This window comes from Paenarthrobacter sp. TA1.8 (genome assembly GCF_048595705.1).
GTDB lineage: Bacteria > Actinomycetota > Actinomycetes > Actinomycetales > Micrococcaceae > Arthrobacter > Arthrobacter nitroguajacolicus.
On the sequence record NZ_CP184287.1, the window covers coordinates 1804227 to 1816924 of the forward strand.

At 63.0% G+C, this 12698-nt stretch carries 11 protein-coding genes; 4 read left to right on the plus strand and 7 right to left on the minus strand.

What is annotated here, in order from left to right; translation table 11 throughout:
- Positions 1–15 precede the first annotated feature (15 nt).
- The 7 genes from prpB to ACNAOT_RS08475 form a co-directional block, all read right to left on the minus strand.
- On the minus strand, positions 16–921 hold the full coding sequence (prpB, locus tag ACNAOT_RS08445) for a methylisocitrate lyase (protein WP_420180719.1): 906 nt from the start codon (positions 919–921) through the stop codon (positions 16–18).
- Positions 922–2442 (minus strand): MmgE/PrpD family protein, encoded by a 1521-nt coding sequence (locus ACNAOT_RS08450; RefSeq protein ID WP_420180720.1) that lies wholly within the window; start codon positions 2440–2442, stop codon positions 922–924.
- A 26-nt stretch (positions 2443–2468) separates the two neighbouring features.
- A complete protein-coding gene (locus ACNAOT_RS08455) occupies positions 2469–3122 on the minus strand; it encodes a GntR family transcriptional regulator (RefSeq protein ID WP_420180721.1) in 654 nt (217 codons plus the stop codon).
- A gap of 69 nt (positions 3123–3191) precedes the next feature.
- A complete protein-coding gene (locus ACNAOT_RS08460; RefSeq protein WP_420180722.1) occupies positions 3192–4277 on the minus strand; it encodes a class I SAM-dependent methyltransferase in 1086 nt (361 codons plus the stop codon).
- Positions 4278–4411: 134 nt separating this feature from the next.
- On the minus strand, positions 4412–6067 hold the full coding sequence (locus tag ACNAOT_RS08465; protein WP_420180723.1) for a LuxR C-terminal-related transcriptional regulator: 1656 nt from the start codon (positions 6065–6067) through the stop codon (positions 4412–4414).
- 57 nt (positions 6068–6124) lie between these two features.
- Positions 6125–6838 (minus strand): response regulator, encoded by a 714-nt coding sequence (locus tag ACNAOT_RS08470; RefSeq protein ID WP_091466581.1) that lies wholly within the window; start codon positions 6836–6838, stop codon positions 6125–6127.
- Positions 6835–8481: an ATP-binding protein gene (locus ACNAOT_RS08475; RefSeq protein ID WP_420180724.1), complete on the minus strand. Its 1647-nt coding sequence runs from the start codon at positions 8479–8481 to the stop codon at positions 6835–6837. Before ACNAOT_RS08475 ends, ACNAOT_RS08470 begins: the two co-directional genes overlap by 4 nt.
- A gap of 139 nt (positions 8482–8620) precedes the next feature.
- Between ACNAOT_RS08475 and ACNAOT_RS08480 the strand changes: the two genes are divergently transcribed.
- The 4 genes from ACNAOT_RS08480 (at position 8621) to scpB (ending at position 12692) form a co-directional block, all read left to right on the plus strand.
- On the plus strand, positions 8621–9967 hold the full coding sequence (locus ACNAOT_RS08480) for a cation:dicarboxylate symporter family transporter (RefSeq protein WP_420180725.1): 1347 nt from the start codon (positions 8621–8623) through the stop codon (positions 9965–9967).
- 252 nt (positions 9968–10219) lie between these two features.
- Entirely contained in the window at positions 10220–11119 is a 900-nt protein-coding gene (locus tag ACNAOT_RS08485; RefSeq protein ID WP_024820433.1) for a ParA family protein, read from the plus strand.
- Between the two features lie 6 nt (positions 11120–11125).
- Positions 11126–12043, plus strand: a complete 918-nt coding sequence (locus ACNAOT_RS08490) for a segregation and condensation protein A (RefSeq protein ID WP_091466584.1) — start codon at positions 11126–11128, stop codon at positions 12041–12043.
- Entirely contained in the window at positions 12036–12692 is a 657-nt protein-coding gene (gene scpB / locus ACNAOT_RS08495) for an SMC-Scp complex subunit ScpB (protein ID WP_420180726.1), read from the plus strand. The genes ACNAOT_RS08490 and scpB overlap by 8 nt, the downstream gene beginning before the upstream one ends.
- The last annotated feature ends 6 nt before the right edge of the window (positions 12693–12698 follow it).

Sequence of the window (12698 nt, forward strand, 5' to 3'; positions counted from 1 at the left end):
TGATGAATCCGGAACCTAGCGGACGCCAGGTACCTGGAAGTTGAAAACGCCGGTATCGAATTGGTTGTATGCCTCGTAGTCGACGAGTTCGTAGAGGCGCGCACGCGTGAGCATGTTTTCCACTTGCGCTTCTTGGGTCCCCGCAGCCTTAATCGATTCCAGAGTACGCTCTGCAGCGCCCATGGCAATGCGGAGGAGGGTGACGGGGTAGATGACCATGTTCACGCCGACTTCTTGGAGCTGCTCGGTGGTGAAGAGTTCGCTTTTGCCGAATTCGGTCATGTTGGCCAGGATGGGCACGTCCACGGCGTCGCGGATGGCTTGGAACTCGCTCAAGTCACGCATGGCTTCGGGGAAGATCGCGTCGGCGCCGGCGTCTACCAGTGCTTTGGCGCGGTCTTGTGCGGCTTGGATTCCTTCGACGGCGCGGATGTCGGTGCGGGCCATTATGAGGAAGTTCGGGTCGCGGCGTGCGTCTGCTGCGGCGCGGATGCGTTTGGTGGCGGTGTCGATGTCGACGACGTTTTTGCCGTCCAGGTGGCCGCATCGTTTGGGGTTGAATTGGTCCTCGATGTGGCAGCCGGCCAGGCCGGCGTTCTCGAGTTCCTGGATGGTGCGGGCCACGTTCATGGGTTCGCCGAAGCCTGTGTCGGCGTCCACCAGGGAGGGCAGGTCCGTCATGCGGGCGATCTGTCCGGCCCGGGTGGCTACCTCGGTGAGGGTGGTCAAGCCGATGTCCGGGAGTCCGAGGTCGTTGGCCAGGACGGCGCCGGAGATGTAGACGCCGGCGAAGCCTTTTTCCTCGATCAGCCGGGCCGAGAGCGGGTTGAACGCGCCCGGGAACTGATGAACGGTCCCGGAGGCCAGCAGCTCCCGTAGCTTGAGGCGTTTCTGTTCGGGGGTGACTTTGGAGTACAGCATTTAGAACAGTCCCTTGGGTGCTGCGGCGAGGTCGATCACGCCGGGTGCTGCGGTGATGTTCAGCTGGTCCAGTTCGCCTGCGCCGAGTTCGGTGACGCGTTCGACGGCGGTGAGGAACCTGTCGATTTCGGCTTCCTCCACGAGTCCTGCTGCGAGGGTGCGGAACTTGTTGATGTATTGCTCGCGGGCGAAGGGCCGGGCTCCGAGCGGGTGGGCGTCGGCCACCGCGATCTCATCGGTAATCACAGTGCCGTCGGTCAGGGTGATTTCCACGGATCCGCCGAAGGCTTTCTCGGCGATGTCCAGGGAGTGGTACCGGCGGGTCCATTCCGGGTCTTCCACGGTGGTCACCTTGTGCCAGAGTTCCACCGTGTCCGGACGGGCGGCGCGTTCGGAGGCGTAGGAGTCCACGTGGTGCCACGCACCGTCCTGCAACGCGACGGTGAAGATGTACGGGATGGAGTGGTCCAGTGTTTCGCGGGACGCGGTGGGGGAGTACTTCTGGGGATCGTTCGCGCCGGAGCCGATCACGTAGTGGGTGTGGTGGCTGGTCTTGATCAGCACGGACGCCACGTTGGCCGGGTCCGTGGTTTCGGGGTGCTCTTTGTGGAGTTTGCGGGCGAGGTCGATCCACGCCTGGGCCTGGTACTCGGCGGAGTGTTCCTTGGTGTAGGTGTCCAGGATGGCGCGCTTGGCTTCACCGGGCAGCGGCAACGGGACCTCGTAGGAGGCGTCCGGGCCGTCCAGCATCCAGGCGATCACGCCGTCTTCGCCTTCGTAGATCGGCACGGGTGAGGTCTGGCCGCGCATGGAGCGGTCCACGGCTTCGACGGCCATTTTGCCTGCGAAGGCCGGGGCGTGGGCCTTCCACGTGGAGATTTCACCCTTGCGGGACTGCCGGGTGGCGGTGGTGGTGTGCAGGGCCTGGCCCACGGACTGGAAGATCGTCTCAACATCCAGACCCAACAACGTGCCGATACCGGCCGCAGCGGAGGGGCCGAGGTGGGCCACGTGGTCGATCTTGTGTTTGTGCAGGCAGATGGCCTTGACCAGGTTCACCTGGATCTCATAGCCGGTGGCGATGGCACGGACCAGGTCCGCACCGTTGGAGCCAACGTGTTGGGCGACGGCCAGGATCGGCGGGATGTTATCCCCGGGGTGGGAGTAGTCCGCAGCCAGGAACGTGTCGTGGTAATCGAGTTCCCTTACGGCCACGCCGTTGGCCCAGGCGGCCCATTCCGGGGAGACCTGCTCTTCGATGCCGAACACGCGGGCGCCCTTGCCATTGGCCGAGGGTGCGTGGGTCAGTGCCTGCGCCCGGGCGGCCACGATCGGTGCCCGGTTCAACGAGGCGATGGCCACCGAGGCGTTATCGATGATCCGGTTGATCACCATGTCAGTGACCTCGGGGGTGACTTCGACGGGGTCGGCGGCGACCACGGCGATCTTATGCGCCAACTGCTCCTCGCGGGGGAGGTTCTCTTCGGACTTGTAGACGCGGACGTGATGGTTCTTGACCATGGTGCTCCTTCTCGTGAGGCGTTTGGCTAGGCAGGGTGTTTCAGGGCAGGGGTGTGGGTGGCTTTGACGTGGGTGAGGCTGCGGTGCAGGTGGACTGTGGTGGCGGCCTCCGCCAGACGGGGGTTGCCCGCGGCGATGGCCTCAGCAATCGCGGCGTGCTCGGCGGCTGCCGCGTGGAGCCGGGCAGTGTCATCGGCGGCCAGGCGGCGGACCCGGACCAGATGGACGCGCAGGCTCCGCATCGCCTGGGCCAGGTAGGAATTGGAGACCGCAGCGTCGATGGCGTCATCCAGCCGGCTCACCAAGGCGTAATACTCGTGGCGTGCGGGGTCGTTTTCGCTGAGCAGTTCGGGGGCTTGCAGCAGCTGGGTATGCAACTCGGCGAAGATCCCGGGTTCCCCGCGCTGGGCAGCCAACGCCGCGGCCCTGACTTCAAGGGTTTCGCGCAACTCGAACAACTCGTCGATGCTCTCCAGCGAGATGTCGGTGACGACGACGCCGCGGCCGCCTGCCGCCGTCAATCCCTCCGCGGTGAGCCGGCCCAGCGCCTCCCGGACCGGCGTCCGGGACACCCCGAGACGTTCGGACTGCTCCACTTCCGCCAAGACAGTACCCGGCCGCAGGCGCCACTCAATGATGTCTTCCCGAAGGGAAGAGTAAGCCCGATCACTAGCACGCATGCCCTCAGTGTATACACGAATCGTCAATTACAGCGCTAATTAGGGGTAATATTCCCATAATGTATACATTCAAGCGCGGGCGATGAAGTACGCATTGAACGGGTCCTCCTCCATTTCCTTCACCTCCAAGGTCCGGAAACCCGCTTCACGGAGCATGTCCGTGGCCCGTTCCTTCCCCCATACCGTGCCCAGGCCATCGCCGCCTTGCCCCAAGGAAACAGCCATGCAGTGGAATGTGGAAATGGTGTACAGGAAGGCGGCCCACGGGAGGTCCAAGTTCTCCTCCAACCGGCTTGAAGCATTGATGTCCACCATCAGGAAGGTGCCGCCGGGCTTGAGCGCAGCATGGATGTTCTTGAGCACCTGAGCCGGGTGGGCTTGATCGTGGATGGCGTCAAACGCTGTCACCAAGTCGAACGCCTCGGAGATGTCCAGCCGGCTCACATCCTGAAGTTCGAATCGGACGTTGGAAAGTCCCAGGCCGGAGGCCTCGGCAGCGGCGGTTGCCAATGCTTCGGCGGAGAAGTCGTAGCCGGTAAAAGTGCTGGCAGGGAAGGTGGACCCCAACAGGTTCAAGGCATGGCCCTCGCCGCATCCGATGTCAGCGACGGAGATACCGCTGCGCAGCGCCTCCAGACAATCTGTCAGGGGAAGGATGGTCTCCAGGAGTGATGCATCGTTCACTGCAGCGCTTTCAGAAGCCATGATGTGATGGAATCGCGGGTAATCCTCGTAGCTAGTTCCGCCGCCCGTCCGGAACGCGTGGACGATCTTCGGGGCCACCTCGCCCATGAGCGGCACGTACTGCAGTGTTCGCGCGAGATTTTCGGTACCTGCACCTGTTACGACAGGAACGAATTCCGGGCGCAGGAGATACGTTCCACTGTCCGGTTGGTAGTCCACGAAGCCAGCCGAGGTCATGCCGCCCAGCCATTCCCTGACGTAGCGCTCATTGAGGCCCGACGCATCGGCAATAAGCCTGCAAGAGGCCGCAGGGAGGGCCGACAGTGTCTCGAAAAGGCCAGTTTGGTGGCCTACAACCACCAAGAGGGCGATGGAAGAATCGTTGAGGATTCCGATCAATCGTCCCGTGGCCTGCTGGACGGCTTCCGCCGCCGTGGAAGCTTCCCGTTGCCCGGCCTGGGAGCTGTTCATCGCGGGTCCTTAATAATGCGGGGGCCGGCCTGCCCGGCCCGTTATCCGTAGCTTCAAGGTAAGGCCGCGGAGCCTTGCAGCGCGTCCGCGAAAACCTGCATCTTTTGGCGCACCATGGGTCAAATCATGCAGGCTCAAGTCCGGTGGTGCTCTGCTATTCCGTGATGACGCGCCCAAGCGGCCGCAGCAGTCCTGGAGTTAACGCCGATCTTGGTGAAGATGTTCGCCAAGTGACGGCTGGCTGTTTTCTCGGAGATGGTGAGGGTCTGAGCTATCTGCCTGTTGCTTGAGCCGGACAACACGCAGCCCAGTACTTCCATTTCCCTGGCCGTCAGCCCACCCAGGGCGTCATCAACATTTGGCAAGGAGAACGGTGCAGCTCCTAGCTGTGTACGGATGGCGGCAGCGGTGGCGCGTTCCGCGTCGGCCGCACCGGCCTCGCCCAGCGCCGCCCGGACTGACGATAGTCGCTCATGGATCCGTGCCAGCTCATAACGTAAATGCTGGGAACGGTAGCCCAGTGCAGCCGCTTCGAACTCGGGCAGCGACTGGAGCCAGCGGCCTTGGGCCATAAACAAAGCGCCCCTGGCATGATGCGCCCACGCAATCAATCCCGCTGTCCCGTAATAGGCAGCAGTTCCTTCCAGCTCGCTGCAAAACACCTCAGCACTGTCAGCGTCCCGGCGTGCAAGCAACTCCACGAGCGGCAGCAGCAGCCAGGCCCGTCCAAGGCGCCCGCGGTCTGCCAACGCGGCGCGGAGATCCGTGAGCGCTTCCTCGTCCTTTCCGGCATCAGCAAGAAGCAAGGCCGAGCCGGGCTGGGCATCAACGCCGAGTCCACGCGCCATGGCATACGCGGCCGCGGCGCCCGATCTGTTTCCCTGCCGTCGGCGAATATCGCCCATTTCGTTGAAACAGTCGGCCGCGATCCAAGCATGGGCATTCCGAAGACGCTCGCCGAGGTGCGCCAGTTCCGCCTCTGCCTGCTTCCAGCCCCCTTCGGCACTGATCAGCTGCAGTTCATGGACCCGGACGATCCCCGAGTACATGAAGGACGTGGACAGGCTGACGCACCATGCGGCCAAAGCGTCAGTCCACCACCTCATGCGCGAGTAGTCGGCCAGTTCGTAGCAGAGGTGGATGACGGAGCAGTAGATATCGCCACCCCACTCCGCCGGGACCTGGCCGGCCATGACGGGGAGCAGTGCTTGATCCAGGTCCTCGAAGCCGCGGGCTGCCTGGCCTCTCCGGACGGCGGCGAGACCCGACAACATGAGCGCGAAACTCTCCAGCTCGGGAGCTTTCTGCCTACGATTCATGGCGGTCAGCTGCAGGGAAGCAGCAAGGGCAGAGTCCGCGTCACCTTCGAGGTAGATTGCGTCGTTGCCCTCCAGATACAGCAAATATCCGTGTTCCGGAGACTCGGGAAGCCTGTCCAAGAGTCGTCGCGCCCGGTTCAGCCATGCCGATGACACAGCGATGTTCCCGCGGACACCCCACTGCAAGGACAAGGTCAGCGCAGCCTTAGCGGCGGCCTGGAACTGTGTACGGGCGACCAATCCGCGAAATACTTCCTCGGATAATGCCATGGAACCCTGAACGTCGCCGAGCCACCATTTGGAGCGCGCCAGGATTTCCAGGTCCTCCAGGCTCAGCGGAGATTCTTCACCGGCACTCTCCATGGTCCGAAGCGCAGCGTCCCACTCTCCACGGGCGTACGCCTCGCGGGCTTCCATCAGCTGCGGTAGCGCTGGCGATTCTGGTTGTCGGAGCGGCGGCTGTGCGGACATGGGCTCTCCATGGGTCGCCACCAGCTTACTGCGGAGGCACGGGTAACGGGAGGATCCCTAGGCCCGGTTCCAGCCGTACTCGTTCTCCGGCCGGCCAGGGGTGCCATACCTGGGCGCCCGGGTGACCGTTCCGGCGTCGGCAAGGTATTCCAGATAGCGGCGGGCGGTCACTCGGGACATCCCCAGTGCGTCCATGACCTCACTTGCGGACACCGGCCGCTGCCCCGCCCTCACCAGGTCCTTCACTGACTCCAGCGTTGACCCGGAGAGTCCCTTGGGCAGCGGCAGTTCCGTGGGTGCGCGAAGACTCGCGAAAGCCTGGTCAACGTCACTCTGCGAGGCCCCTGCTTTGGAAATGCCGGACATCGAGCCCGCCAACTGTTCGCGGAAGGTCCGGTAGCTGCTGAGTTTGTCGGCAAAGGTGGCGTACGTGAAGGGTTTGATGAGGTACTGCACGACGCCGATGGACACGGCGCTGCGGACGATGTTCAGTTCACGGACGGCAGTGATGGCGATGATGTCGGCAAAGACTCCCGCGGAACGCATCCGCCGGGCCACGTCCAGGCCGTGGAGGTCAGGGAGGTTCATGTCCAGCAGGACGAGGTCCACAGGGGAGCCGGACGCCGCAAATTCTCCGAGGATGCGCAAGGCCGACTGGCCATCGGGTGCCGTCCCCACCAAAGTGAAGCCGTCCAAGCGGCCAATGTAGACAGAGTGGGCGTCCGAGGCTATTGGCTCGTCCTCCACCACCAGGACACGGATCTCTGTCATGCCTTCTCTTCCTCGGGAACCGGCGCGGGGAGCATGACGTGGAACTGTGCTCCGCCGGGATTGCTGATGGTCATCGTACCGTTGAGCCGCTCCACTGCCTGACGGACCAAGGCCAGGCCAACGCCCCGACCGTGGGCACCTTGCGGGTTTCCTTCCGGAGACTTGGTGCTGAAGCCGTACTGCAGGACGTCGTCGATGGAGCCCGGATTGATGCCGCTGCCGGAGTCACGCACCGTAAATTCGACGGCGGCAGGTCCGGCTTCCACGTCCAGCTCCACCTTCCGGGGAAAGTCGCCGGCAGCGGCAGCGTCAATCGCGTTGTCCAGCAGGTTCCCGAGAATGGTCACCAGGTCCTGGATCTCGAGGCCACGCACGCCGGAGCGCCCTGAGGTTCGGACCACCAATTCCACCCCGCGTTCGTGGGCTTCCGCCGCCTTGCCCATCACCAAGGCGCTCATGACGGGCTCGTCCACGGAGGCCACCATGTCATCGGTGAGTTGCTGGCTGAGTTCAAGATCCTTGGTGGCAAAGTCCAAAGCCTGGGGCGTGCGGCCCAACTCCAACAGGGAAACGATCATATGGAGCCGGTTTGCATGCTCATGTGTCTGGGCGCGCAGGGCATCGGAGAGGGTCTTCATCGTCTGGAGCTCCGTGCCCAGGGATTCGATTTCGGTACGGTCGCGGATAGTGGCCACCGTCCCGTAGACGGCGGGTTTCTGCCGGCTCCGCTCAGGCACCTGCCCTACCGCCGGGGCCTGGTTGACCACCAGGATCCGCGAACCAGTCAGATGGATTTCGTCATGTGCGGGCCTACCCGATTCGAAAAGCGCCCGCAGGCTGCCATCGAAGGGAAGATCGGCGAGTTTGGGGGCGTCGTCAGGGGACCGGTCGGCGTCGGACGGCTCCAGGCCCAGAAGCTCTGCGGCTTGGTCGTTGTACATCACCGCCTTGCCGTGGGTGTCAATCAGGATCACGCCTTCGCGGACGGAGTGGAGGACGGACTCGTAGTACGCGAACAGTTGTGCCAGCTGCTCTGGTCCCCATCCCCTTGTGACCGAGCGCAGATAGCGGCCCAAGAGCCAGGAGGCCACTGATCCGAAGAACAAGACCACCAACGCGATGACGCCAATCACTCCCAGCCTCTCGGCAACGTCGGTGTCCACTGTGCGGACCGTGATGCCGGCAGCGACCAAGGCTTTGACGCTTCCACCGGCGTCCTTGACGGGAGCGATGGTTCGGACCGAGGGGCCCAAGGTTCCTGCAGTAACTTCGGTGAAGGTTTCACCGCCGAGGGCCGGCTCAATCGTCCCGATATATGGCTTGCCCAGTTCCTCTGTACGGGGGTGGGTCCAGCGTGTCCTGTCCGGAGCCATGATGGTGATGAAATCAGCATCGGCGTCGTCCATGACTTCCCGCGCGTAGGGCTGGAGGATGGCTGAAGGATCTGCCGTGGATGAGGCCTCCAGGACAAGGGGATTGTTGGCCAGGGACGTGGCGATCGCCTGCATCCTTCCGCCGGCTTCGTCGTAGGCCCTGTCCCTGGCCTCCACCACGGAGAACGCGCCGAAGACCGCCGTCAGGACCAGGACGAACAACAGGTTCGCCACGAACAAGCGGCGGGCGATGCTCCAGCTGTGAAACACGTGGGCCTCCCATGACCAATATGACCGCAACGGTGATGTGTGTCACCAACGGCTCAATGATGGATATCACACAAGGGCAGCGGATTGGACATCAGTGCAGGACCGCAGCGCCTTACACAGTATCCAGAAGGAGAATCCCATGACCTCTCAACGAGGAGAGTCGGCAGTAGCCGCCAAAGGTGGACGCAAGGGGCTCGACAAGTCGCACTACCTGTACATCGCGGTCATCCTGGCCGTAGTGCTCGGCGCCGTGGTCGGCCTGATGTTCCCCGAGGTTGGCAAGTCCCTCAAGCCGCTCGGTGACGGCTTCATCAAGCTCATCAAGATGATGATTGCCCCGGTCATTTTCTGCACCATCGTCCTGGGCATCGGCTCCATCGCCAAAGCCGCAACCGTTGGCAAGGTCGGGGGACTCGCCCTGGGCTACTTCGTGGCAATGTCCACGTTTGCCCTCGCCATCGGCTTGGTGGTGGGCAACCTGATCCACCCGGGCGAGGGGCTCAAGCTGACCCCGTACGATCCCACCAAGAAGGCCGATACCAACAGCACAGTGGACTTCCTCCTGGGCATCATCCCCGGCGACATCCCTGTCCTGCCCACCCTTCTGGCTGCCATTCTGGTCGGTTTCGCACTGCAGAAGATGGGAAAGCAGGGTGCACCCATCCTCACCGCCATCGGTCACGGACAGCGCCTCGTGTTCCGCATCCTCATCATGATCATGTGGCTGGCCCCGGTTGGAGCATTCGGTGCCATCGCCGCCGTCGTTGGTGCCACCGGCGCCCAGGCGATCCTCAGCATGTTCACCCTGATGCTTGCCTTCTACGTAACGTGCGCACTGTTCATCGTGGCCATCCTCGGTACGCTGCTCCGCGCAGTGGCCGGCGTGAACATCTTCAAGCTCATGAAGTACCTGGCCCGCGAGTACCTCCTGATCTTCTCCACCTCTTCCTCCGAGGCAGCCCTGCCCCGCCTGATCGCCAAGATGGAGCACTTGGGAGTCTCCAAGCCGGTTGTCGGCGTCACGGTTCCCACCGGCTACTCCTTCAACCTGGACGGCACGGCCATCTACCTGACCATGGCATCGCTGTTCGTAGCCAACGCCATGGGCACGCCGTTGGATCTCGGCGCGCAGATCTCCCTGCTGGTCTTCATGATCATCGCTTCCAAGGGTGCTGCAGGCGTCACGGGTGCCGGACTTGCCACCCTTGCGGCCGGCCTCCAGGCACACAAGCCTGAGCTCTTGGGCGGCGTGGGCATGATCGTTGGAATCGACCGCTTCATGTCCGAGGCACGTGCATTGACCAACTTCACCGGCAACGCAGTCGCCACAGTCCTCATCGGCACCTGGGTGAAGGAAATCGACAACGGCCAGGTAGAGCGTGTCCTCTCCGGCAGCGAGCCCTTCGATGAGCAGACCATGATCGCCCACGGCGGCGAAGAAGAGGCTGCACCCGAGGCTGAAAACCGCGAGAAGGCCACGGTCTAGCAGGATCAGCGTCAACGCAAGATAGTTTGGCGAAGGCCGGCACCCCACCAGGTGCCGGCCTTCGCTGTTCCCGCGGCAGCCCAGGCACGCGCCTCAACCTTCGACCTCAACCAGAGGGTCAAGGCTCAACAATCGGCCAAAGTCAAGTTCCCCAAATAACCGTGTCGGGCGCTGTAGCCTAAAGGGGTAGCAGCGCTGTCGTCCGGGGGCGCAGCGGCAGGGAAGATCGTCGTCGAAAGAATGGTTAGATACGTGAGCATCGAACGGGGAACAGCTACGCTGGAAGGCACCGAGCTCGATCTGGAAGACGCCATCATGGGGCCCACGGGCCGCCCTTACCGCGAATTCCCGGAACCTGCTCCACTGGCCTCCCATGGTCCGGCGAGAGTCATCGCCATGGTCAATCAAAAGGGTGGCGTGGGTAAAACCACCTCCACCATCAACTTGGCGGCTGCGCTCGCCGAGTACGGCCGTCGCGTCCTGTTGGTGGATTTTGATCCGCAAGGCGCTCTGTCCGCCGGCCTTGGGGCCAACCCGCACGAGCTCGACCTCACCGTCTATAACGTCCTGATGGACCGCAAGGTGAACATCCGCGATGCCATCCAGCAGACCGGTGTTGAAGGCGTTGACCTCCTGCCCGCCAACATTGATCTCTCTGCTGCCGAAGTGCAGCTGGTCAACGAGGTTGCCCGTGAGCAAGTCCTGGACCGCGCACTCAAAAGCGTTGAGGATGACTACGACGTCGTATTGATCGACTGCCAGCCGTCGCTGGGCTTGCTGACAGTGAACGCGCTGACTGCAGCCCACGGCGTCATCATCCCTTTGATCTGTGAATTCTTCGCCTTGCGCGCCGTTGCGCTTCTGGTGGAGACCATCGAGAAGGTGCAGGACCGCCTCAACCCGCGCCTGCAGGTGGACGGTGTCCTGGCCACCATGTATGACGCCCGCACCCTGCACAGCCGTGAAGTGATTTCGCGCCTGGTGGAGGCGTTCGGGGACAAGGTCTTCGAGACTGTCATCAAGCGTTCCATCAAGTTTGCAGATGCCACCGTGGCCGCGGAACCCATCACCAGCTACGCCGGAAACCACATCGGCGCCGACGCTTATCGCCGCCTTGCCAAGGAACTGATCTCGCGCGGCGGCGCGCCCTAGCGGACGGTGGGACCGTCAATCGCCCCCACCGCCGTAGCGGAAACAGCCGCTGAAGCGGAAACGCCCGACGCCGGTACCTCCGAAGCCCGTAAGGTCGGCTTTGAGGTACGCCTCGCTAACTTCACGGGCCCCTTTGACCTCTTGCTCGGCCTCATTTCCAAGCACAAGCTGGATATCACCGAGGTGGCGTTGGCCACGGTCACCGATGAATTCATCAAGTACATCAGGCGTCTCCAGGAGCTGGGGGAGGACTGGGCGCTGGATGAAGCCAGTGAGTTCCTGGTGATCGCTGCAACGCTGCTGGATTTGAAGGCGGCGCGCCTCCTGCCTGCCGGTGAGGTGGAGGACGCCGAGGACATCGCGCTCCTGGAGGCAAGGGACCTGCTGTTCGCCCGTCTGCTCCAGTACAAGGCCTTCAAGCAGATCGCCGGGATCCTGGGCGGGACACTGGAACAGGAAGGTCGGAGGTATCCGCGGCAGGTTGCCTTGGAAGGCCATTTCGCTGCGCTGCTTCCGGAGCTGGTGTGGCGGCACACGCCGGAGCAGTTCGCGGAACTTGCCGCCAAAGCACTTAAACCCAAGGATTCCGCCCCTGCCGAGGTGGGCTTGGACCATCTTCATGCTCCGCCGGTAAGCGTCAAGGAACAGGCCGAAATCATGGGCTACCGCTTGAAGCTGGGCGCGCCGTTATCCTTCCAGTCGCTGATTGCCGACGCCGAGACTACTTTGGTGGTGGTGGCACGTTTCCTCGCGTTGCTGGAAATGTTCCGCGACCGCGTGGTTGCGTTTGAACAGCCCGGCCCGTTGGCTGAGCTGACGGTTCGGTGGACAGGTGATGATGCCGGCTGGGACGGTTCCAGCCTGAGCGAGGAGTACGAATCAGGAACAGAAGCGGATCGAAGCGGGGGTGGCACCAGTGAGTGAGCAGGAAGCAGTCGAGGATGGCTTGGCTGAACTGGATGCCCTGCCCGGCGGTGCGCGGGCGGCATTGGAGGCGGTCCTTATGGTCATTGATGAGCCGGCCACCTCGGAAGAGCTGGCCGCCGGACTCAACGTGACGGTGGCCGTCGTCGAGGATTTGCTGCAGGACCTGCAGCGGGAGTATAGCGGCTATACTGTTAAAGCCCCGGACGTGGATGCTGTCGGCTTTGCCGCTGCCAGTACTGCACCCCGGGGTTTTGAATTGCGGAACGTCGCCGGTGGGTGGCGGATCTATTCACGGTCGGAATTTGCCGACATCGTGGGCAGGTTCGTCCTCGAGGGCCAGACCACCAGGCTTACTCAGGCAGCGCTTGAGACCCTGGCGGTGATTGCTTACCGGCAGCCGGTCTCTAGGGCCCGGGTGTCTGCCATTCGCGGCGTCAACGTCGATTCCGTAGTCCGGACGCTTACCCAAAGGGGTTTGATCGAGGACTCCGGAAACGATCCCGAATCGGGAGCTGTCCTTTACCGGACAACCTCGTACTTCCTGGAACGGATGGGCATCGGTTCAGTGGCTGAACTGCCACAGCTCTCGCCGCACCTTCCGGGTTTGGAAGGGATCGACGAGTACTACGACGCAAGCCGGATGTAGCCACGG

Excerpts from the sequence above, each read along its gene's own strand:
- prpB (WP_420180719.1), bottom strand. The coding sequence starts at position 921 with ATGCTGTACTCCAAAGTCACCCCCGAACAGAAACGCCTCAAGCTACGG.
- ACNAOT_RS08450 (WP_420180720.1), bottom strand. The coding sequence starts at position 2,442 with ATGGTCAAGAACCATCACGTCCGCGTCTACAAGTCCGAAGAGAACCTC.
- ACNAOT_RS08455 (WP_420180721.1), bottom strand. The coding sequence starts at position 3,122 with ATGCGTGCTAGTGATCGGGCTTACTCTTCCCTTCGGGAAGACATCATT.
- ACNAOT_RS08460 (WP_420180722.1), bottom strand. The coding sequence starts at position 4,277 with ATGAACAGCTCCCAGGCCGGGCAACGGGAAGCTTCCACGGCGGCGGAA.
- ACNAOT_RS08465 (WP_420180723.1), bottom strand. The coding sequence starts at position 6,067 with ATGTCCGCACAGCCGCCGCTCCGACAACCAGAATCGCCAGCGCTACCG.
- ACNAOT_RS08470 (WP_091466581.1), bottom strand. The coding sequence starts at position 6,838 with ATGACAGAGATCCGTGTCCTGGTGGTGGAGGACGAGCCAATAGCCTCG.
- ACNAOT_RS08480 (WP_420180725.1), top strand. The coding sequence starts at position 8,621 with ATGACCTCTCAACGAGGAGAGTCGGCAGTAGCCGCCAAAGGTGGACGC.